At 57.0% G+C, this 20,912-nt stretch carries 18 protein-coding genes and 1 tRNA gene; 7 read left to right on the top strand and 12 right to left on the bottom strand.

Features of this window, described 5'->3' with window-relative positions; translation table 11 throughout:
- Window positions 1-2 precede the first annotated feature (2 nt).
- The 5 genes from ACR0B3_RS03515 to ACR0B3_RS03495 are packed head-to-tail and all read right to left on the bottom strand — an operon-like array spanning window position 3 to window position 4,051.
- A complete protein-coding gene (locus tag ACR0B3_RS03515; protein ID WP_480807853.1) occupies window positions 3-1,175 on the bottom strand; it encodes a molybdopterin molybdotransferase MoeA in 1,173 nt (390 codons plus the stop codon).
- Window positions 1,172-1,645, bottom strand: coding sequence for a cyclic pyranopterin monophosphate synthase MoaC (gene moaC, locus ACR0B3_RS03510; RefSeq protein WP_170718858.1), 474 nt, complete (start codon window positions 1,643-1,645; stop codon window positions 1,172-1,174). The genes ACR0B3_RS03515 and moaC overlap by 4 nt, the downstream gene beginning before the upstream one ends.
- Entirely contained in the window at window positions 1,645-2,457 is an 813-nt protein-coding gene (gene trpC, locus ACR0B3_RS03505) for an indole-3-glycerol phosphate synthase TrpC (protein WP_480807852.1), read from the bottom strand. Before trpC ends, moaC begins: the two co-directional genes overlap by 1 nt.
- The gene (gene trpD, locus ACR0B3_RS03500; protein WP_480807851.1) at window positions 2,454-3,473 is read right to left on the bottom strand and encodes an anthranilate phosphoribosyltransferase; all 1,020 of its coding nucleotides are present in this window, start codon (window positions 3,471-3,473) and stop codon (window positions 2,454-2,456) included. Before trpD ends, trpC begins: the two co-directional genes overlap by 4 nt.
- Window positions 3,470-4,051, bottom strand: a complete 582-nt coding sequence (locus ACR0B3_RS03495) for an anthranilate synthase component II (RefSeq protein WP_170392975.1) — start codon at window positions 4,049-4,051, stop codon at window positions 3,470-3,472. The genes trpD and ACR0B3_RS03495 overlap by 4 nt, the downstream gene beginning before the upstream one ends.
- 197 nt (window positions 4,052-4,248) lie before the next feature.
- On the opposite strand from ACR0B3_RS03495, the gene ACR0B3_RS03490 reads away from it, so the two are divergent.
- Window positions 4,249-5,736 carry a divergent polysaccharide deacetylase family protein gene (locus tag ACR0B3_RS03490; RefSeq protein ID WP_480807850.1) on the top strand — a complete coding sequence of 496 codons (1,488 nt, stop codon included), beginning with the start codon at window positions 4,249-4,251 and terminating at the stop codon, window positions 5,734-5,736.
- A 24-nt stretch (window positions 5,737-5,760) separates the two neighbouring features.
- Here the strand turns inward: ACR0B3_RS03490 and trpE are convergent, their stop codons facing one another.
- The 5 genes from trpE to fabI all read right to left on the bottom strand — a co-directional run bounded on the left by trpE (window position 5,761) and on the right by fabI (window position 11,744).
- The gene (gene trpE / locus ACR0B3_RS03485) at window positions 5,761-7,272 is read right to left on the bottom strand and encodes an anthranilate synthase component I (RefSeq protein ID WP_480807849.1); all 1,512 of its coding nucleotides are present in this window, start codon (window positions 7,270-7,272) and stop codon (window positions 5,761-5,763) included.
- Between the two features lie 11 nt (window positions 7,273-7,283).
- Window positions 7,284-9,125, bottom strand: coding sequence for a peptidyl-prolyl cis-trans isomerase (locus ACR0B3_RS03480; protein WP_480807848.1), 1,842 nt, complete (start codon window positions 9,123-9,125; stop codon window positions 7,284-7,286).
- A gap of 81 nt (window positions 9,126-9,206) precedes the next feature.
- Window positions 9,207-10,382 carry an aminotransferase gene (locus ACR0B3_RS03475; RefSeq protein WP_480807847.1) on the bottom strand — a complete coding sequence of 392 codons (1,176 nt, stop codon included), beginning with the start codon at window positions 10,380-10,382 and terminating at the stop codon, window positions 9,207-9,209.
- Window positions 10,383-10,422: 40 nt separating this feature from the next.
- Window positions 10,423-10,932, bottom strand: a complete 510-nt coding sequence (gpt, locus tag ACR0B3_RS03470; RefSeq protein WP_170683723.1) for a xanthine phosphoribosyltransferase — start codon at window positions 10,930-10,932, stop codon at window positions 10,423-10,425.
- 5 nt (window positions 10,933-10,937) lie between these two features.
- Complete coding sequence (fabI, locus tag ACR0B3_RS03465; protein ID WP_170683724.1) at window positions 10,938-11,744, bottom strand: enoyl-ACP reductase FabI; 807 nt, start codon at window positions 11,742-11,744, stop codon at window positions 10,938-10,940.
- A 134-nt stretch (window positions 11,745-11,878) separates the two neighbouring features.
- On the opposite strand from fabI, the gene pdxH reads away from it, so the two are divergent.
- The 4 genes from pdxH (at window position 11,879) to ACR0B3_RS03445 (ending at window position 13,728) form a co-directional block, all read left to right on the top strand.
- Window positions 11,879-12,484, top strand: coding sequence for a pyridoxamine 5'-phosphate oxidase (pdxH, locus tag ACR0B3_RS03460; RefSeq protein WP_480807846.1), 606 nt, complete (start codon window positions 11,879-11,881; stop codon window positions 12,482-12,484).
- Between the two features lie 121 nt (window positions 12,485-12,605).
- Window positions 12,606-13,133: a cold-shock protein gene (locus ACR0B3_RS03455; RefSeq protein WP_170392983.1), complete on the top strand. Its 528-nt coding sequence runs from the start codon at window positions 12,606-12,608 to the stop codon at window positions 13,131-13,133.
- 7 nt (window positions 13,134-13,140) lie between these two features.
- Window positions 13,141-13,608 (top strand): DUF192 domain-containing protein, encoded by a 468-nt coding sequence (locus ACR0B3_RS03450; protein WP_480807845.1) that lies wholly within the window; start codon window positions 13,141-13,143, stop codon window positions 13,606-13,608.
- A 43-nt stretch (window positions 13,609-13,651) separates the two neighbouring features.
- Window positions 13,652-13,728: transfer RNA gene (locus tag ACR0B3_RS03445), tRNA-Pro, on the top strand.
- 9 nt (window positions 13,729-13,737) lie between these two features.
- On the opposite strand, the gene ACR0B3_RS03440 is transcribed toward ACR0B3_RS03445, so the two are convergent.
- Window positions 13,738-14,172, bottom strand: coding sequence for a hypothetical protein (locus tag ACR0B3_RS03440; protein WP_480807844.1), 435 nt, complete (start codon window positions 14,170-14,172; stop codon window positions 13,738-13,740).
- Between the two features lie 546 nt (window positions 14,173-14,718).
- Between ACR0B3_RS03440 and ACR0B3_RS03435 the strand changes: the two genes are divergently transcribed.
- Entirely contained in the window at window positions 14,719-18,336 is a 3,618-nt protein-coding gene (locus ACR0B3_RS03435) for a vitamin B12-dependent ribonucleotide reductase (protein ID WP_480807843.1), read from the top strand.
- A 545-nt stretch (window positions 18,337-18,881) separates the two neighbouring features.
- Window positions 18,882-19,127 (top strand): EF-hand domain-containing protein, encoded by a 246-nt coding sequence (locus ACR0B3_RS03430; protein WP_480807842.1) that lies wholly within the window; start codon window positions 18,882-18,884, stop codon window positions 19,125-19,127.
- 54 nt (window positions 19,128-19,181) lie between these two features.
- Here the strand turns inward: ACR0B3_RS03430 and ACR0B3_RS03425 are convergent, their stop codons facing one another.
- Window positions 19,182-20,726, bottom strand: coding sequence for a trimethylamine methyltransferase family protein (locus ACR0B3_RS03425; RefSeq protein WP_480807841.1), 1,545 nt, complete (start codon window positions 20,724-20,726; stop codon window positions 19,182-19,184).
- Window positions 20,727-20,912 lie beyond the last annotated feature (186 nt).

Here is a 20,912-nt window from a genome sequence, read left to right as displayed (position 1 = left end):
TGCTAAATCGGCAGGTAGGTGACGTCTTCACCAACGGTGCGCGCTGGATCGTTGGGCTGGCGTACAATCAACGCATTTGCCTGCGCCAGAACGCTAAGCAGCGAGCTGTCTTGATCACCACAAGCGCGAATACCGCCGCGGTCTACAACTGCGCGCATGTAATGTTCGCGCCCACCGTTTTGAGCAAGCGGAGCCGTCAGCCGGGCCTGTTGCAGAGGCGAAAGCACATGATCTATTCCCAGCATGTGGCGCACCATCGGAACCAGAAAAAGATAACCACAAACCATGGCGCTGACAGGGTTGCCGGGCAGGCCAACCATTGCGGCATCGCCCAAGCGCCCGGCCATCAGCGGTTTGCCGGGGCGCATGCGAATCTTGTAGAATGACTGTTCCAGACCAAGACCTTCTGACACATCTGCAACCAGATCATATTCGCCGACCGAAGCCCCGCCAATGGTCACGACAAGGTCTGCATCCTGCGCCAAGCCAAAAGCGGTTTCCAGAGACGCAACAGTGTCTTGTGCAATCGGAAGCATGCGTACATGCGCGCCATTGTTTTCAAGCAGCGCTTTCAAGCCAAAGGTATTCGAGGCGATGATTTGATCAGGCCCGGGCGTTTCACCGGGCATCACCAGTTCGTTGCCAGTTGAGATCAATGCGACGATAGGTTTGCGGGCCACAGGAACTGATGCGACGTTCATCGCCGCCATCAGCGCAACGTCTTCCGGCCTGATCCGGCGGGGAGCCTTGATTTCTGTACCAATGGCGAAATCGATGCCAGCTGGGCGGATATTGGTCTTTTCGCCGGGGGTGTCTGTTATTGTGATTAGATCGCCGCGCCGGTCGACATCTTCCTGAATGACCACGAAATCCGCACCATTAGGGACGGGCGCGCCAGTGAATATCCGCACCGCCTGTCCTGGGCCGACGGTTCCTTCAAAGCGCTGTCCGGCGGCAGACTCTCCCACAACCTTGAACATCGCGTGCAACTCAACCTCGGTCGCCTTAACCGCGAATCCATCCATTGAGGAGGCCGCAAAAGGGGGCTGATCACGGGTTGCGGTGACACCTTGAGCCAAAACACGACCGCCTGCGTCGGAAAGGCCGACGGTTTCTGCAGGCAAAGGGGAAACCAGATCAAACAGCAGCGCGCGCGCTTCTTCTACCGATATCATGACGCCTCGTAACGACCTGATTTTCCGCCATCTTTCAGCAATACACGAATGCCGCCGATTTCCATCGCCTTATCAACGGCCTTGGTCATGTCATAGACGGTCAATGCTGCTGTTGAGACTGCAGTCAGCGCCTCCATCTCGACACCGGTCTGCCCCGAGGTTTTGACGGTTGCTTCAATCTGCACACCGGGAAGATCGGGGTCCAGAGTAAGCTCAACAGCGACTTTGGTGACGGGCAATGGATGACAGAGTGGTATGAGATCCGGCGTCTTTTTGGCGCCCATGATACCCGCAAGCCGCGCCACACCCAGAACATCGCCTTTCTTGGCGCGCCCTTCAGAAATGATATCAAATGTTTCCTGCGCCATCTTGATGTGACCGGCGGCGACCGCAACCCTGTCGGTGACGGCCTTGTCGGACACATCCACCATGTGGGCCTCACCTTTGGCATCAAAATGCGTCAGCGGCATCACATCACCCCGGGGATTAATGGATTGGCCAGCAGTGAACGGGTGGCGCTGGCCACATCATCCTGACGCATTAGGCTTTCACCAATCAGGAAGCAACGCGCGCCAAAACGCGCGATATCGGCGAGGTCGGCCGGAGTGCTCAGACCGCTTTCGCAGACGATCGTGCGATCCGCAGGAACCAGCTTTGAAAGATGACGCGTCGTATCAAGACTTGTCTCGAAGGTTTTGAGATTGCGGTTGTTTATCCCGATCAAAGGGCTTTTCAACTGCGTCGCGCGTTCCAATTCCTGGGCATCATGTACTTCGATCAGAACATCCATTCCCCAATCGAAAGCAGTTTGCTCAAGCTCTGCCGCCTGCGCGTCATCGACCGAAGCCATGATAATCAGGATACAGTCAGCACCAAGCGCTCGGGCTTCGACCACCTGATAAGGATCGTACATGAAGTCCTTGCGCAGTGCGGGCAGCGAACACGCCGCGCGCGCTTCGGTCAGGAAGTTTTTCGCCCCCTGAAAGCTTGGCGTGTCTGTAAGAACCGAAAGGCATGCGGCCCCTCCAGCTTCATAGGCTTGGGCCAATGCAGGCGGATTGAAATCTTCGCGGATCAATCCCTTGGACGGGCTGGCCTTCTTAACTTCTGCAATCAGCCCATACCCAGTGCGAGTCGCTTTGTGCAAAGCTTCTGCAAATCCGCGCACCTCTGGTGCATTACGGGCCTCGGATTCTAGTGTTTCCAGAGACTTATTTGCCTTGTCTAAGGCGACTTCTTCCAATTTGTAGGCTTTGATCCTGTCCAGAACGGTCTCGGTCATGCGGCTTCCTGTGTAATGCGTGCCAGCGCGTTAATCTTGTCGCGGGCCTTGCCGCTGTCGATGCTTTCAGCAGCCATCGCGACCCCTTCGCGCAGATCGCTTGCGGCGTCTGCGACGACAAGGGCAGCGGCAGAGTTCAGCAACACCGCGTCGCGATAGGCCGAGGGGTGGCCATCAAGCAATGCGCGGAATGCGACGGCGTTTTCTTCCGGCGTGCCACCGACGATGTCTTCGAACGGATGTACGGGCAAGCCAGCGTCTTCTGGGTGAAGCTCGACTTCCTTCACTGCGCCATCTTCTACCGAGGCGACCCAGCTGATGCCTGTGATCGTCAATTCATCAGTTCCGTCAGAGCCATGCACCAACCACGCATGCTCAGCACCCAGCAGGCCCAACGTTTCAGCCATCGGGCGGATCAGGTCTTTGCTGAACGCTCCGGTCAGTTGCCGCTTTACCCCAGCGGGGTTGGTGAGTGGACCGAGAATATTGAAGATTGTGCGCGTCCCAAGTTCCTGCCTTGATGGCATAACATGGGCGATCGCAGGGTGATGCATCGGGGCCATCATGAAACCGATACCGACCTCTTTCAGCGCTTTTTCAACAACTTCCGGCCCGACCATCACATTGATGCCAAGCTGGCCAAGCGCATCTGCCGCGCCGGATTTCGAACTGAGATTTCGGTTGCCGTGCTTGGCGACCGTGACTCCAGCACCTGCAGTCACAAAAGCGGTGGCAGTCGAGATGTTCAGCGTACCCTTGCCGTCACCCCCGGTTCCAACGATATCCATCGCACCAGCCGGGGCATTCACCGCATTGCATTTCGCCCTCATCACGGCGGCAGCCGCCGCGTATTCATCTACCGTTTCACCCCGAGTACGCATCGCCATCAGCAAACCGCCGATTTGGCTGGGTGTTGCAGCGCCATCAAAAAGAATGCCAAAGGCCTGTTCAGCCTCGGCGCGGGTCAGAGGTCGGTCAGCCGCAGCACCAATCAGCGGTTTCAGAGCGTCGCTCATGCTGGGACTTTCATTTCATTCAGGAAATTCTTGAGCAAGGCGTGCCCGTGTTCAGAGGCGATGGATTCCGGGTGGAATTGAACGCCGTGAATCGGCAGCTCTTTGTGTTGCAACCCCATGATCGTGCCGTCTTCAAGCTCGGCGGTGATTTCAAGGCAGTCGGGCAGGCTTTCGCGTTCAACGACCAGCGAATGATACCGGGTGGCCTCGAAGGGTGAGGGCAGACCTGCGAATACGCCTTTTCCGGTGTGCTTCATCGTGCCCATCTTGCCGTGCACAATTTCATGGCAGCGCACAACCTTTCCGCCAAAAGCCTGACCGATCGTCTGATGGCCAAGGCAGACGCCCATTAGTGGTGTTTGGGTCTCAGCGGCTGCTTCGGTTAGTGCCAGACAGATGCCCGCCTGATCCGGGTCACAAGGGCCAGGGCTCAGCAGGATACCAGCCGGGTTCATCGCCATCGCTTCCTGCACATCCAGCGCGTCATTCCGGCGCACGACCATCTCGGCTCCAAGCTCACCCAGATAGTGAACGAGGTTGTAGGTAAACGAGTCATAGTTGTCGATCAGCAGCAGCATTTGAGCACTTATCTTCTTATGGCCATTTCGGGCTGGCGATGCAGGCCTCAGGCGCGGTATGATGTCGGGACATACATGCTCAGGCTTGTGCGGCAGCGTCAAGAGGACATACCCAACTTGACACGGTACAAGAAAGCGCCACGAAAGATGGTGTCCGGGCGAAAGAGGCACGAAATAACGCGAGAGGCGAGAATTCGATGGGCGGATTTTACGGTGGATTGATCGCCGGGGCGGTCTCGGTATTGGCACTGGGCGCGGTTTTGTCGCTGACCACACCTTTGACGCGCAAACCGGAAGTGGCGGCGACAGCCCCTGAAGTTGCTGACGCGCCCAAGCCCGTCGAGCCTGCGAAGGTTGACGAAAGCAGTGTTGATGCTGATCTGGTGGAATTGCCGCCGTCTGGGCCAGAGGCCCCTGAAGTCTCGTCAGATTCCCTGGATGGGTTGGCTGGCATAGAGTTGGAACCGGGCACGCGCCCCGAAACAGCTGCGACGCCGTCTGAGACTTCCGCGCCCGAAGGCATTTCCGCTCCGGTAGTAACTGTCCAGACGCAGGCCCCGGCCGCGCCGCCTGCGCCGCTGGCTGAACCAGATGCGCCACAGCAAGAGGCCGAACCCGCAACACTTGCAGATGCTCCACCTCCGCCAGAGCCAGAGTTGGTCCCTGAACCGGAAGTGGTGGAAGAAGAACCTGAAGAACAAGCACCTCAGATCGCGGCGCTGCAGCCCGAAACCGAGGCCTTGCCAAATGTGCCTGTCGAGACGCCGGAAGTTGAACTTGTACCGGAAGACAATCCGATCGCTGTTGAGGGCGAAGAAGATACGCGCCCGGTTCAGCAGCCTCGTGTCCTGAAGCTGCCGCAGATCGGTGGCGACGGGGATACCGCATCGAGCGGCTCGCTGGCCGGTAAACGCATCATTCCACTGACCGAACGAGATGATGCACCGGCAGAGCAGGTTGAGGTCGTGCCCGAAATAGAGGCAAAGCCAATCGAGGCCCATGCGGCCAGTTTTGATAACCCGGACTCCAAACCGCTCATGTCGATCATTTTGATCGATGACGAAGGGGCCTTTGGGGCCGAGGCGCTTCAGGATTTCCCATATCCACTTAGCTTTGCCATCAGTCCGTCAGACCCGGAGGCGGCTGAGAAGATGGCGCGTCACCGCGCAGCAGGGTTCGAAGTTCTGGCGTTGATTGACATGCACGAAGCGGCCAGCGCACAGGATGCCGAAGTGTCGCTGTCGGTTTGGTTGGATGAATTACCCCACACGGTTGGCATTCTGGAAGGTGTAGGGACCGGCATTCAGGGCAACCGAAAGCTGGCCGATCAAGTCGCGGCGATTGCGGGCGATACCGGGCGAGGTTTGGTGACGCAGGACAACGGCCTGAACACCGCGCAGAAACTGGCCGCGCGAAACGGGATTCCTTCAAGCGTAGTGTTCCGCGATTTCGACGGCGCCAGGCAGGATCCCAAGATCATGCGCCGTTTTCTTGATCAAGCCGCATTCCGAGCCGGGCAAGAGGGGGCCGTCGTCATGCTAGGGCGACTGCGCCCCGAGACGATTTCGGCCCTACTGCTGTGGGGCCTTGAGGACCGCGGCAGCCGCGTGGCCATGGCGCCAATCTCAGCGGTCATGATGAAAGTGGTTCAGCAGGACAATCCTGAAACCCCGACGGATGGCTAGCGGCAGTTACCTGCCGTCGCCTTATTAGCTGTTTCCGCTACCGGTAAAACGCGCTGCATCCGCTGCCGCGCGGCGGATGGCGTTGGATTTATGGACCGTCTCCATATATTCCGCTTCGGGATCGCTGTCATAGACAACGCCTCCGCCAGCTTGGATATAAAGCTTGTGGTCCTTCACAATGGCTGTGCGTAAGGCGATGCACATATCCATGTCGCCACCAGCGCTGAAATAGCCGACGCCGCCGCCGTAAATGCCGCGCTTTTCAGGCTCCAGCTCGTCGATGATCTCCATAGCGCGGACCTTGGGCGCGCCTGAGACGGTCCCGGCAGGCATCCCGGCAAAGAAGGCATCCAGCGCGTCTTTATCTTCGGCCAGCTCTCCGACAACGTTTGACACGATGTGCATCACGTGGCTGTAGCGTTCGATTATGAACTCTTCGGTGGGTCGTACGGTGCCGATCTTGGCAACGCGACCAGTGTCGTTACGACCCAAATCCAGCAGCATCAGGTGCTCGGCCAGTTCTTTCTTGTCGGCCAGAAGATCGACCTCGTTGGCCTTGTCTTCCTCGGGCGTCGCACCGCGTGGACGGGTGCCAGCGATGGGGCGGATCGTGACTTCATCACCAAAGACGCGAACCAGAATCTCGGGGCTTGCGCCTACAACCTGAAATCCGCCAAAGTTGAAGTAGAACATAAATGGCGACGGGTTGGTGCGCCGAAGCGAGCGGTAGAGCGCAAAGGGGGGTTGCGGGAAATCCTGCGTCCAGCGTTGGGCTGGAACGACCTGAAAGATATCACCTGCTCGGATGTATTCCTTGGCCTTTTCGACCGCCTGCATATAGCCAGATTTGGTGAAGTTCGAGGTCGGAGGGCCGACCTCGATGGCGTCCCCTAGATCACGGGTTTCGGCGGGCATAGCGCGTTCCAGATCGCGTACGGCGTCCATCACACGCTCGGCCGCTTGAGCATAAGCTGCTTTGGCGGTTTGGCCTTCGCTGACCCAAGCTGGTGACACAACGGTCACCTCACCTTTGACGCCGTCCAGAACGGCGATGACCGACGGCCTCAACATGATCGCATCGGGCAGGCCCAACGGATCGGGGTTCACATCCGGCAGATACTCGACCAACCGCACCATGTCATAGCCCAGATAGCCAAACAGTCCGGCGGCAGCTTGGGGCAGATCATCCGGCAGCGCGATGCGGCTTTCGGCCAGCAGGGCGCGCAGGTTGTCCATCGGGTTGCCATCCTGGGGCTCGAACGCCTCGGCATCGAACCGGGCAGATCGATTCAGGGCCGACGACTCACCGTTGCACCGCCAGACAAGATCGGGCTTCATCCCAATAATCGAATAGCGCCCGCGCACTTCGCCACCGGTCACCGACTCGAGCATGAATGCGTCTTTCTGCGCGCCGGTCAGCTTGAGCATCAAGGACACAGGCGTATCCAGGTCCGCAGCAAGGCGTGTGTAGACAACCTGATTTTCACCCGCGTCATAAGCGCGTGCGAAGGTTTCGAAATCCGGGGTCAGGGCCATGTGCGGTCTCTTTAGTAACTTGCCCGTACTGCGTTCAGCGCTTGCTGATCCAGCACAGGGCGCGCGCGGGTCTGGGCGTCGCGCACGTAGATATCAAAGATGTTTTGTGCCAAAGCCTGATCCAATTGCGCGGCCAGCGCATCCTGCATCTGGCGTTGCTCATCTGTTTCGGCTGGCGGCAGCTCTTCATCCAGACGCACAATCAAGGCTGTGCCATTTCCGGGTATGACCCGCAGCTCACCCGGTTCCATTTCAAAGACCTGTGTCATGAATTCTATCGGAACATCCTCAAGGAAAGCCGTGCGGGTCAGGGCGTTTTCCACCCGGAAAGGCAAACCCGTGGTCGTGAAGTCACCATCGGTCGCCAGCTGTGTCAGAACCGTATTCGCTTGATTTTGCAACGCTTTCGCGGTTTCGACCTGAACCCAGGCATCGGCGACACGGGCGCGGGCACTGTCCAGAGGCTCTGGGCGCGGTTCCAGAACCTCATTCAAGCGCATGGCAAAGATCGAACCGTCTTCGAGGAATGCAACCTCGGGAAAGTCACCTTCCTGAACGGCAAGTGCAGCTGCGCGGAAGCCGTCATACGCGGCGACGCCTTCATCACTTTGCTGGGTCCAGTCGATCTGGCCCAACTCCATTTCGGTCTCACCGACCAGTTCTTCCAGCGTTGCGCCACCTGCAAGCAGGTCGTTGATGTCTTCGGCCTGTGCCTCGATCTGACGGCGCGCGCGGTCGGCAGCAAGCTCTGCGCGTAGTTCAGGCTCGGCATCTTCAAATGTGACGTTGTTTTCGGCCAGCGATCCATTGATCCGGAACAAGGCAGGGCCGAATACAGTGGGAAGCGGGCCCACCACGTCGTCAATCTCAGCTGCGAACACGGCGTCGGCAGCGTCGCCCAGATCTTCGCGGGTGACGTCGCCCAGATCGACATCGCTCAGCTCAAGCTGTCGATCGCGGACCAACTGTTCGAAATCTGCGCCGCCGACTTCCAACTGCGCCAGCGCCTCGGTCGCGGCCTCTTCGCTGGGATAGGGCAGGCGTTCGACCAGTCGACGCTCGGGCTGAAAATACTGATCCACCCGCTGATCATAAAGGCGGCGCAGGGAATCCTCATCAACTTCGATTGTATCAAGCAGCATGTCTGGCGACAGAATCGCATAGGTCAGTTGCTTGGTGCGGGGCAGGGTGAACTGATCGGAGTTCTCGTCGTAATAGTCCTGAACCTGTGCGTCCGTTGGTTCCGCAATAGGTGTCTCCAACACATCGCCAGACAGGGTGGCAACGGTAAAGCTACGGCGGGCCAAGACATAGTTTGACAGTGCTTCGGTCAACGTGCGGGGCATCTCGACCCCGCCCATGACTGCGCCCTGAACGATGGTGCGGGCAGATTCTTTACGCAGATCCGATTCGAACTCGGAATCGGTGATGCCTACTTGTTCGAGCTGAAAGCGATAAGCTTCACGGTCGAATGTACCGTTGACGCCCTGGAAAGCGGGGATCTGCACGATCTCGTTCTGCAGGTTCTCGTCGCCGATCGAAATGCCAAGCTGCCCAACCTCATTGTCAAGCGCGGCCAGTGCGATCAGGCGCGACAGGGCCAGTTGGTCGAGACCAAGATCATGCGCCTGAGAAATCTGCATGGCCTGACCGGTTTGCGCTTCGACGGCACGAATTTCGCGCTGCAACTCGCGGAAGTACTCATCGACCGAGACGCTTTCGTCTCCAACTTGGGCAACAGTGCGAACGGTGCCGGTCAGGCTAGTTGCGCCAAAGCCCGCAAGGCCCAGCATCAGAAGACCCATGAGAATCCAGACAAAGGTTTTGGATAGGTTTTTCATGCCTGCGGCCATGGTGCCCTCTTGGTTTTGTCGGCAAGTGTCTGCCCTGTTGGTTGCGGCCCTGAATACGATGCGTGCAGCCGGGGGGCAAGCTTAGAAGGACAGGGCCTTCAAACGGTCGAACAACTGCGCGATTCCTGCGCGATCGAGATTTGCAAATGCGATCCGGACCTGTTGCTTTCCGGCGGGGTCGCGCGTGGGCATGAACATGGTTCCGGGCAACAGTAGAATGCCGGATTTGGGCACCAATTGCCGGGCCAGTTCGTCCGATGAAATCTCAAAGGGTTGTTCGAGATAGGCGAAATACGCCCCCAACCCCAAAAGACGCCAGCCCTTGGCCTCAAGCACCGGCATCCCTTCGGATATGGCAGCGCGCCGATCGAGGATCTCTTCGCGCTCGCCCGCAACCCATTGCGACAGGTTCTGCATTCCCCAAAGTGCTGCGAACTGCCCAATCTGGCCGGGGCAGATTGCGACCGTGTCCAGAAATTTCTCAATCTCAGCTAATAGCGGAGCGCCCGCAGCAATGGCACCCACGCGATGTCCGGTCAGCCGATAGGCTTTTGAGAACGAATAGAGATGCACGAATGTCTCATCCCAGTCCGGTTGCTGAAACAAGTCATGCGGAGCCCCGGTTCGGCTGTCGAAATCGCGGTAGGTTTCATCGACCAACAGCCGAATTCCCGCCTCTTGCGCGAGGTCATAGAAGCGCCGCACCAGTTCTGAAGGATATTCCACGCCGCCGGGATTGTTCGGTGTTACCAACGCAATTGCCCGGGTCCTATCGGTAATCAGCGCACGCGCCTGCTCCGGATCAGGCAACAGATCATCCCCGGTGGGCAAATCAATCGCTTTGACCCCGGCCATATCCAACCACATTTTATGGTTGAAATACCAAGGAGTTGGCAGAATGACCTCATCATCCTGATCCGTGATCGCGGATATCACGGCCGAGTAGGCCTGATTGCAGCCCGAGGTGATCGCAACCTGATCTGCCGAAACTTTTGCAGCATAGTGCGCGCTAATCTGAGCTGCGAGTTCAGATCGCAAATCATCATTGCCCAGAACCGGACCGTAAAGATGAGCGCTGTCTTGACTGACCGCGAACTCAGCCATGGCGTGCCGCAGCGCGAGCGGCGGAGGATCAACAGGGGCGGCCTGACTGACATTGATCAACGGGCGATCGACCGGGAATTTGACCCCTTCAAGCCAACGACGCGCCTCCATCACCGGAGGGGCAAAGGTGGCAGCAGTGCGGGTCATTGTCATGGTGAGTCCGTGATTTCAGAATGCAAGCCAAAACGCTTGCTCAATCGGTGCCCCGATAGGGTTCGACATATTGCAGTGCCATGTCCCATGGAAAGAATATCCAGGTGTCCTGGCTGACCTCGGTGATGTAGGTATCCACCATCGGACGCCCCTTGGGCTTGGCATAAACCGTCGCGAAATGCGCATTGGGATACATTTCACGCACCAGTTCCAGCGTTTTACCACTGTCGACAAGGTCGTCGATAATCAGAATGCCGGTGCCATCCCCCATCAATTCAGCGTTGGGGGCCTTGAGAACCTCGGCCTCGCCTTGCGACTGATGGTGGTATGATTTCACGCTGACGGTGTCGACGGTACGGATATCCAGCTCGCGGCTGACAATCATCGCAGGGGCCATACCGCCACGGGTAATCGCCACAACCGCGCGCCATGCTCCATCATCTGGTCCTTGCCCATCCAAACGCCAGGCCAGCGCACGTGAGTCGCGATGAATCTGGTCCCAGCTGATATGGAAGCCTTTTTCGTGGGGCAGGCGGTCCTTGGCGCTCATGGTTCTTATCCTTTTTCCACGTCCGGCGCATCAACGGCCTTCATGCCGACGATGTGATATCCCGAATCTACGTGAAGATTCTCACCGGTCACCCCGCTGCTGAGATCCGACAGCAGGTAGAGGGCTGATTTACCGACGTCATCGATGGTCACATTTCGGCGCAACGGCGAGTTATATTCGTTCCACTTCATGATATAGCGGAAATCGCCAATGCCGCTGGCGGCCAGCGTCTTGATCGGGCCGGCTGAAATCGAATTCACTCGAATGCCGTCTTTGCCTAGATCCTCGGCCAGATACTTGACTGACGCCTCAAGGGCAGCTTTGGCAACACCCATCACATTATAATGCGGCATGACCTGCTCGGCACCGTAGTAGGTTAGGGTGACCGCACTGCCACCTTCGTTCATCATCTTCTCCGCGCGTTGCATAACGGCAGTGAAAGAATAGACCGAAACATCCATGGTAAGGTTAAAGTTCGCACGCGAAGTATCAACGTAGCGCCCGCGCAGCTCGTTCTTGTCGGAAAAACCGATGGCGTGAACAACAAAGTCCAGCTTGCCCCATTTCTCTTCAAGCGCGCTGAACAGTTCATCGATAGATGTTTCGTCGCTGACGTCGCAGGGCAAAACAATCTCGCTGCCCAATTGTGCCGCCAAGGGATCGACGCGTTTTTTCAGAGCATCCCCCTGATAAGAAAAGGCCAGTTCGGCCCCGGCGTCGGACAAGGCGCGGGCTATCCCCCATGCGATTGATTTGTCATTGGCCAGTCCCATGATGAGGCCGCGTTTTCCGGCCATCAACTGATTTGACATCTTCGGTTCTCCGCCTGTCGTCGCATTGTGTTTGGTTGGTTTATGCCATTGATTGTCCTGCTTCAAGGCCATGCGCTCTTGCCCGCAGCGGGTTCTCGCCTTAGGGTCGGGTTAATTATTTCCAGGGGATGGAAATGAACGAGCATATTGGCATCTTCGCCGGGGCGGATCCGTTCGAAATAGCGGGTCGGTGGCTGGCTGAGGCAGAAAAAAACGAACCGAATGATCCGAACGCGATTGCGCTGGCAACCGTGGATTCGGAAGGTTTGCCAAATGCGCGCATGGTTCTTTTGAAAGAGATCGAAAAAGACGCATTTGTCTTTTATACAAACTATCACAGCGCTAAGGCGCAGGAGTTGGATAGTGCCCACAAAGCTGCATTTGTGATGCATTGGAAATCTTTGCGGCGTCAAATCCGTGTTCGTGGTATGATAACCAAAGAGGATGGGCCGAAGGCCGACGAATATTATACATCGCGCTCGCTCAAAAGCCGTTTAGGTGCGTGGGCATCGCGCCAGTCAGAGCCCTTGGATAGTCGCGCGACGTTGATGGCTGAGGTGGCGAAGGTGACTGCAAAACTTGGAACCAATCCACCGCGCCCCGATTTTTGGGGAGGATATAGAATCTCGCCTGTTGAGATAGAGTTCTGGGCCGATGGCGCCTTCAGGTTGCATGACCGGTTTCAGTGGAAACGGCCGAGTGTTGATTCCGACTGGCAAGTGCAGAGGTTGAATCCATGACGTTCGCGTGTCGCGAAATGCAACTGGTTGCAGATAAAAGCTTTTTTCGGCTTGAATTTGCGGGCCAATACCATAAACAACAAACCCTTAACGACCTGCGTATCATCGTAATGGGAAAACAGTGCCAGAAGATCTGAACAGCATGTATCGCGTCCGTGGACACGTTAAATGGTTCGACCCCGCTAAGGGGTACGGATTTGTTGTGTCCGACGAAGGCGGCCCGGACATTCTGTTGCACGTCAATGTGCTGCGGAACTTTGGTCAAAGCTCGGTTGCTGATGGCGCTGGCATTGAGATCATGACGCATAAAACTGATCGCGGCGTTCAAGCCGTTGAGGTGATCAGCGTCGATCCGCCTGTGCGTGCAGAAACGATGATGCTGGCCGATTTTGCCGAGCTTGATCCAACCGTGATCGGCAGCGCTCCACTTGAGGCCGCGCGCGTCAAATGGTTCGACAAGGGTAAGGGTTTTGGCTTTGCCAATGTGTTTGGCAGCAGCGAAGATGTGTTCCTCCATATAGAGGTGTTGCGGCGTTCGGGCCTTGCGGATCTGCAGCCTGGCGAGGCGTTGGCGATGCGCGTCATCGACGGTAAACGCGGACGGATGGCTGCACAGGTTCTGGCCTGGGAAGCGGCCCTTAACGATTAGGTTTCGAATGATCAGAACGACTTTGGCACTGGCGTTCCTGTCGTTTTTGTTAAGTGGGATTGCACAGGCCGAATGCCGACCTGACCGCGTTGAGTTGCGAAACGATCTGGCCCAGGTCCGTTTCGACATCGAATTGGCGGTAACTCCGGAAGAACGCTCACGTGGGCTGATGTTTCGCGAAAGCATGCCCGGTAGATCCGGGATGTTGTTTATCTTCGATCCCCCGCAACGCGTTGCGTTTTGGATGAAGAACACCCTGATTCCCCTGGATATGATTTTTGTTGATCGCGTAGGCACCGTGACCCGCGTTCATGAGGGTGCGGTTCCAGGAGATCTGAGCCCGATTGAAGGCGGAGATTCGGTTTACGCGGTGTTGGAAATCAATGCCGGTCTCGCTGAGCGCTATGGTATTCGGCCCGGAACGCAGATGCGTCACGAAGTTTTTTCGCAAGGTCCTGCAATTTGGCCCTGTTAGGGCTTTTCAAATCAGATCGGCGCGTTTAGGAAGGCGCACGGTCCGGGGCGTGGCGCAGTCTGGTAGCGCACCTGTTTTGGGTACAGGGGGTCGTAGGTTCGAATCCTGCCGCCCCGACCATACCTTCTCTTACACTGGCGTACCGCCATAGTCAGTGTAGAGGCGGGAAAAATCCCTGTCCAATTCTTCGCTTTCGATGGGTATCCTCAGGGTTGAGCCATCTTTCTGCGGAACCAAGAAGAACAGATCGGCATCGACACGGTATCCCGCTTGATTCTTGGTTGAACTGAGCCGCGTCACGATTTGCGGCAGGTCTTGCGCATATCCATTGAAATTGAGAATCAAATAGGCTGTTGTCTCGGGCGAAAGCGTTTCGCGGCATTCAAAGCTGCTTGCTGCGTTTTTAATGTACTTGTCGCCCGGGCCTGCGCAGTCGGTTTTGAATGAATTGAACAGACTCTGTGGGTATCCGGCAAACTGGGCGCTGCGTGACCCTTCGGGGGTTTCCTGTGCTGTACAGGACACGATTAAGCCCACAATAGTTAACAACGAAATCAAACGCATGTTGAATAGTTTTCCCATCCAGAAATGTCGTGGTCTTCTGACTATGGCATGCGCTTTGTTGTCGTGACGATGATTCTCTGAACATGCCCTAAACGCCTGACTGGATGATCAATTGCCTCTAACTATGGCGGAAAAAACGAAAATTTGTCCTGACAGGCCAAATGCAAATTGTGTGTCGCACGGGGACATCTCTGTGGAGGAATCGTGATCCGGCGAATTTCCGCCGGTTCGTCAAAAAGGGTCAAGCTAAAAGAATCCGAAAATGACCAAAAAAGCCCGTTGACCAACTATGGGAATATACGCCAGATTGTATGGGCCAAAACACGAGCCACTAAATCTGGTAGGTAATGACCGGAAAAGGCATCGGACGAGGGACGGATAGCAAATCAGTATGACGTGAACCCGCAGTTAGGGTTCTGCGCGGCTTAAGGCGGCGGCCGGTCTCTTACGTCTTGAATTATTTGGGCAAAGCGGGCGGCACCCCGAGACATCGAAATTCAGTGCCGAGAATGAAGATTTGGACAGATCGAAGCTGGGGCAGCGGACATGAAGATTGAAAGAAAATTCACCAAACCGGGACAAGATGCATATGCCGAACTGGATTTTGTGTCCGCGACCTCTGAGATTCGGAACCCCGACGGCACGATTGTTTTCCGCCTTGATGGAATCGAGGTTCCTGCGAAGTGGAGCCAGGTGGCCAGCGACGTCATCGCGCAGAAATACTTTCGCAAGGCAGGCGTTCCATCCAAGCTGAAGAGAGTTAAGGAAAAAGACGTTCCTGAATTCCTGTGGCGCTCGGTTCCTGCAGACGATGCCGAGTTTGATGGCGAAATCTCATCCAAGCAGGTGTTTGACCGTTTGTCAGGTGCCTGGGCCTATTGGGGCTGGAAAGGCGGTTACTTCTCGACCGAGGAAGATGCGCGGGCTTATTTCGATGAGATGCGCTATATGCTGGCAACTCAGCGCGCAGCTCCGAATTCGCCGCAGTGGTTCAACACTGGTCTGCACTGGGCTTATGGGATCGACGGTCCGGCGCAGGGTCACCATTATGTCGATTACAAAACCGGCAAGCTGACCAAATCGAAATCCGCCTATGAGCATCCGCAGCCGCATGCATGTTTCATCCAGTCCGTCGATGATGATCTGGTGAACGAAGGCGGCATTATGGATCTGTGGGTGCGCGAGGCGCGCTTGTTCAAATACGGCTCGGGTACCGGGACCAACTTCAGCCACCTGCGAGCAGAAGGTGAGGCGCTGTCGGGTGGCGGCAAGTCCTCGGGCCTGATGGGCTTTCTCAAGATCGGCGACCGCGCCGCTGGCGCGATCAAATCAGGCGGGACAACCCGTCGGGCAGCAAAGATGGTAATCGTCGATGCAGATCACCCCGATATCGAACAATTCATCGAATGGAAGGTGATCGAAGAGCAGAAAGTGGCCTCGATCGTTGCCGGATCGAAGATGCACGAGAAGATGCTGAACGGCATTTTCGAGGCCATTCGCTCATGGGACGGCGCTGCTGATGACGCTTATGATCCGAACAAGAACGACAGCCTGAAAAAGGCCGTTCGTGAGGCGAAAAAGGTCGCCATCCCCGAGACTTACATCAAGCGGGTTCTCGATTATGCGCGGCAGGGGCACGACAGCATCGAGTTCCCAACCTACGATACTGACTGGGATTCGGAAGCGTACAGCTCTGTCTCGGGTCAAAACTCTAACAACTCGATCCGCGTAACCAATGCGTTCCTGACCGCCGTTGAGAAAGACGCCGATTGGGAGTTGATCAACCGCACCGACGGCAAGGTCGCCCGCACCGTTAAGGCGCGCGATCTGTGGGAGAAGGTCGGCCACGCCGCTTGGGCCTGTGCCGATCCGGGTATTCAGTTCCACGACACTGTCAACGAATGGCATACATGCCCCGAAGATGGTGAGATTCGCGGCTCGAACCCGTGCTCGGAATACATGTTCCTCGATGACACGGCCTGTAACCTGGCGTCGATGAACCTGCTGACCTTCCTTAAGGATGGTGAGTTCCAGGCGGCAGACTATATGCATGCCTCGCGTCTGTGGACGCTGACGCTGGAAATTTCGGTAACGATGGCGCAGTTCCCGTCTAAGGAAATTGCGAAACTGTCTTACGACTTCCGCACCTTGGGTCTGGGTTATGCCAATATCGGCGGGCTGCTGATGAACATGGGCTATAGCTATGACTCGGACGAAGGCCGGGCCATCTGTGGCGCGTTGACCGCGATCATGACTGGTGTGGCTTATGCAACCTCGGCGGAAATTGCGGGGGAACTGGGTGCCTTCAAAGGGTACAAGCGCAACGCAGATCACATGATGCGTGTCATCCGCAACCACCGACGCGCGGCGCAAGGTGTGAACGACGGTTATGAGAAACTGGCGGTAAAGCCGGTGCCTCTGGACCACGGAAACTGCCCTGATAAGCGTCTGGTAGATCTGGCCATGTCGGCATGGGATGAGGCGCTGAGCCTCGGCGAGAAGAACGGCTATCGCAACGCGCAGGCCACCGTGATCGCGCCGACCGGTACCATCGGTCTGGTGATGGATTGTGACACCACGGGGATCGAGCCGGATTTTGCTCTGGTCAAGTTCAAGAAGCTGGCCGGTGGCGGTTACTTCAAGATCATCAACCGCTCGGTGCCTTCGGCGCTGGAGAAGCTGGGTTATTCCTCGGCTCAGATCGAAGAGATCGTGGGTTACGCAGTCGGTCACGGCACCATCGGCAATGCGCCAGGGATCAACCATACCTCGCTGACCGGCCATGGTTTTGGGCCCAACGAGTTGGCGAAAGTGGATGCTGCGCTGGAAAGCGCCTTTGATATCCGGTTCGTGTTCAACCAGTGGACCTTGGGCGAGGATTTCTGCACCGGCGTTCTGGGCATCCCGGCAACTAAGTTGAACGACCCGACCTTCGACCTGCTGCGCCACCTCGGCTTCACAAAAGCAGATATCGACGCGGCCAACGACCACGTCTGCGGAACCATGACGCTGGAAGGTGCGCCGCATCTGAAGGAAGAGCACTATTCGATCTTTGACTGCGCCAACCCGTGCGGCAAGAAAGGCAAGCGTTTCCTTGGGGTTGATAGCCACATCACCATGATGGCCGCCGCGCAGAGCTTTATCTCGGGCGCGATCAGTAAAACGATCAACATGCCCAATGACGCGACCATCGAGGATTGCCAGAAAGCCTATGAGCTTAGCTGGTCGCTGGGTGTGAAGGCGAACGCGCTCTATCGTGATGGCTCGAAACTGTCGCAACCGCTGGCGGCGGCGCTGGTCGAGGATGATGATGAGGCGGCGGAAGTGCTGGAAAGCGGTTCAACGCGGGAAAAAGCCGTCGTTCTGGCCGAGAAGGTGATCGAGAAGGTTGTGGTCAAGGAAATGATCCGCAGCCACCGTGAGAAGCTGCCGCATCGCCGCAAGGGCTATACCCAAAAGGCAATCGTCGGTGGCCACAAGGTCTATCTGCGCACCGGTGAGTTCGAAGATGGCAAGCTGGGCGAAATCTTCATTGACATGCACAAGGAAGGCGCTGGCTTCCGGGCGATGATGAATAATTTTGCCATCGCGGTCTCGGTCGGCCTGCAATATGGGGTGCCGCTGGAAGAATTCGTCGACGCCTTTACCTTCACCAAGTTCGAACCGGCGGGGATGGTTCAGGGCAACGACTCGATCAAGAACGCGACGTCGATCCTTGATTACATTTTCCGTGAACTGGCTGTGTCCTATCTGGATCGCACCGATCTGGCCCATGTCAAACCCGAAGGCGCAACCTTCGACGATCTGGGTCGTGGGGAAGAAGACGGATTGTCCAACGTTTCGGAAATTAGTGAAAGCGCGGCGACCAAATCCTTGGAAGTGTTGAAACAAATCAGTTCAACTGGCTATTTGCGCAAGCGTCTGCCGCAGGATCTGATGGTCTTCAATGGCGGCCAAGCCGACGTGACGGGCATGGCTGAAACCGCAGCTACGTTCGAAGCACCGGCTGAAACAGCCGTCGCAACCAGCATGGACGCACGTACCAAAGCCAAGATGCAAGGGTACGAGGGTGATCCCTGCGGAGAATGCGGAAACTACACGCTGGTGCGGAACGGCACCTGCATGAAGTGCAACACTTGCGGCGCGACAAGCGGGTGTAGCTGACTTTAGCGCCCCGGCAACCCGGGGTGCAGGGGTCGGATCGCTGCCACAGGCACCGACCCCGACGAATACGGAGCAAGGCGCTGAGACTTACCTTCGATGCCTCGCTCCACTCGGCCGACATGCCCGTGTTGGCCGGGAACAGGGTGGGGCGGAATATTTGCTCCCTCCCACTCTCTCACGGGGCGGGTGCGCTCGCCCCATGCGCAGTCCAGGCCGCAGGCAAAAAAACACCGGGCGGTCAACGAAATGAGCCTGGAAGGCGAAACTGACAGGGGGCTTCGGCCCCCTTTCTTTTTTCAAGTCCGAGTCGCGGTTTTGGGCAAGGCCTTGCCTGATCACTCTGTTTGGATCGGGCAAGAGTTGCCGAAATCGGTGTTGAGCATTTCGCCCGGCAAGCCTCCGCAGATGCGACTCGGGCAAACACGCAGAGATTGGCGCGTTTGCAGCAAAATCAATCTGAGCGGGTGACGTTTCAGATGAGTGGCGTTTTTCTGGCGCCTGTCCGGACGCAAATACTCAGGAAAAACCTAATCAGGAGGCATAACATGAAACCGCAAAAATTGCTCGTAATCTCGGCACTGGCATTTGGCTTGCCAACTTTGGTGCACGCACAGAGCGCAGCTGACGTAAACGGCGACGGCGTTCTGACAATCGATGAGGTCAAGGCCGTGGTGCCCGATGTCGATGCCGAGGGCTTTGCCTTAATGGATGCGAACGGCGATGGTGCGCTGGATCAGGATGAGATCACAATTGCCCAGCAAGCGGGTCTGCTGCCGTTAACCGATGGCTAGTCCACATTAATTACGAGCGGCCCGAATTCTTCGGGCCGCTTATTATTCAAGAGCTTATGCGGGCAAGTAAATGTTGAACTTGTCGCGTAGCTTAGCATCCAGAAGCGGATCGAATCTCGCCGGTGATGGAATCGCCAGAATCTCTTCTTTTCGTTTCACGGCTTTTTCGATCAGATCTGGCTTGCCAAGTTCGACCCATTCTTTCGGCGACGATCTGTCTCCAAAGGTTGGATAGACATAATCCGCCTGCATGCGCCCTAATGTTGCATCAGTACCAAGGTAGTGACCAGGCCCGCCCATGCAGACCTCGGCCATCTGATCCAGCGCCAATGTCTCGTCGGTTACCTCTATCCCGCGCACGCAGCGCTGCGCTTGTCCGATCAGATCATCGCTGAGGATCAAGCTTTCATGGCAAAACCCAAGCAAAGAGGCGTGCATGCCAGCGGCCTCATACACCATGTTCAGACCTGCAAGCCCAGCCATGACATTTGAGCACATCTGCTCCCAACCGGCCTGCATATCGGGCAATTTCGCATCAGAAGCACCCGCGGCAGCACCGCCCGGCAGATTGTAGAATTGGTGCATTTGTGCGCAACCAGCTGTCAACAGCGCTTGTTCTCCCGAGCCGATGGACATCGCGCCTGTGCGCAGGTCCAGACCAAACGGCCAAGTGCCAAAAATCGCAGGAGCGCCTGGCCTTACGGCGTTTACATAAACCAGACCGGCAAGGCATTCTGCCGTCGCTTGAGTGATTGCACCAGCGACGGTTGAGGGCGCGGTGGCTCCGGCCATGCCGGCAGAGAGCAACAGAACCGGTATTCCGGCCTTGATGCACTCTTCCATCACCTCACAGCTTTCGGTGGCGAACTTCATCGGAGGCACCACGAAGCAGTTAGAGTTGGACATGAATGGCCGCTCGCGCCATTTGTCTTCACCACCGGCGATCATGTGCAGCATCTCGATGGCTGGGGCAACGTGGCTGGGTTCAGTGAACGAAGTGCCGATGTGTTTGAACGTACCAGAAGTGGTGGCGTAGACCGTGTTCAGGTCCATCTCAAGGTTGTCTGCAATGTCGCGGCACACCATTGGGCGCTGAACAAAATGAATGTTTTCAAGCTGTTCACAGATTCTGGTGGCGTCATGCAGGTCCTGCAGAGTCGAATCGCGGTATTCCTGGCCGTGCACATCAACCATGCTGACTGCAGCCCCGGCGGTGCCATAGTGGACCCGGGTACCTGACAGCTCCAGATCCGATTTGCCATCCCGACTGTACAGCGTGACCGAGCGATTGGCCTTGGCGATGGTGTCTTCGACCAATGCGCGTGGAAAGCGAATGCGGCCATCGTCGCCCAGCGAGCATCCCGCAGCCACAAGGTAGTCGATGCCGCTCTGGGGCGCGTCCGCAAGGCCGATGGTCTCAAGCGCGGTCAGTGCGGCCTGATGGATACGCTCGATCTGCGCTTGGGTCAGAACCTTAAGCGTCCCACCCTCCATACCTGGCCGAATAGGGCGCAGATGTTCAGGGAGTGCCGATGCACGGGCCGCACGACGCGCGGCGCGACCACCGCTGCGTGATGAATTTCGGGTTTGTTCGTTCATGTTTGGTGTCCGGTCGAAAAAATACGTATTGGGTGCGTGTACTCAGACCGGGGTTGGCCGCCCTCGTGCCGCACGCCCACGATCCGCACCGATGGTGCGGCTGACCAGACGGATTTTCCAAACTTCGTTATGCATCAACTACCTCAGTTTGATGTCGGCATTGTTTCAAGGCGTCAAAAGACAATC

The organism is Ruegeria sp. CE9, assembly GCF_056537425.1.
The sequence above is the reverse complement of the archived record's forward strand: the minus strand, read 5'-3'. Positions and strand labels throughout refer to the sequence as shown.

Coding starts and splice junctions, on each gene's coding strand:
- ACR0B3_RS03515 (WP_480807853.1), bottom strand. CDS start 1,175: ATGATATCGGTAGAAGAAGCGCGCGCGCTGCTGTTTGATCTGGTTTCC.
- moaC (WP_170718858.1), bottom strand. CDS start 1,645: ATGCCGCTGACGCATTTTGATGCCAAAGGTGAGGCCCACATGGTGGAT.
- trpC (WP_480807852.1), bottom strand. CDS start 2,457: ATGACCGAGACCGTTCTGGACAGGATCAAAGCCTACAAATTGGAAGAA.
- trpD (WP_480807851.1), bottom strand. CDS start 3,473: ATGAGCGACGCTCTGAAACCGCTGATTGGTGCTGCGGCTGACCGACCT.
- ACR0B3_RS03495 (WP_170392975.1), bottom strand. CDS start 4,051: ATGCTGCTGCTGATCGACAACTATGACTCGTTTACCTACAACCTCGTT.
- ACR0B3_RS03490 (WP_480807850.1), top strand. CDS start 4,249: ATGGGCGGATTTTACGGTGGATTGATCGCCGGGGCGGTCTCGGTATTG.
- trpE (WP_480807849.1), bottom strand. CDS start 7,272: ATGGCCCTGACCCCGGATTTCGAAACCTTCGCACGCGCTTATGACGCG.
- ACR0B3_RS03480 (WP_480807848.1), bottom strand. CDS start 9,125: ATGGCCGCAGGCATGAAAAACCTATCCAAAACCTTTGTCTGGATTCTC.
- ACR0B3_RS03475 (WP_480807847.1), bottom strand. CDS start 10,382: ATGACAATGACCCGCACTGCTGCCACCTTTGCCCCTCCGGTGATGGAG.
- gpt (WP_170683723.1), bottom strand. CDS start 10,932: ATGAGCGCCAAGGACCGCCTGCCCCACGAAAAAGGCTTCCATATCAGC.
- fabI (WP_170683724.1), bottom strand. CDS start 11,744: ATGTCAAATCAGTTGATGGCCGGAAAACGCGGCCTCATCATGGGACTG.
- pdxH (WP_480807846.1), top strand. CDS start 11,879: ATGAACGAGCATATTGGCATCTTCGCCGGGGCGGATCCGTTCGAAATA.
- ACR0B3_RS03450 (WP_480807845.1), top strand. CDS start 13,141: ATGATCAGAACGACTTTGGCACTGGCGTTCCTGTCGTTTTTGTTAAGT.
- ACR0B3_RS03440 (WP_480807844.1), bottom strand. CDS start 14,172: ATGCGTTTGATTTCGTTGTTAACTATTGTGGGCTTAATCGTGTCCTGT.
- ACR0B3_RS03435 (WP_480807843.1), top strand. CDS start 14,719: ATGAAGATTGAAAGAAAATTCACCAAACCGGGACAAGATGCATATGCC.
- ACR0B3_RS03430 (WP_480807842.1), top strand. CDS start 18,882: ATGAAACCGCAAAAATTGCTCGTAATCTCGGCACTGGCATTTGGCTTG.
- ACR0B3_RS03425 (WP_480807841.1), bottom strand. CDS start 20,726: ATGAACGAACAAACCCGAAATTCATCACGCAGCGGTGGTCGCGCCGCG.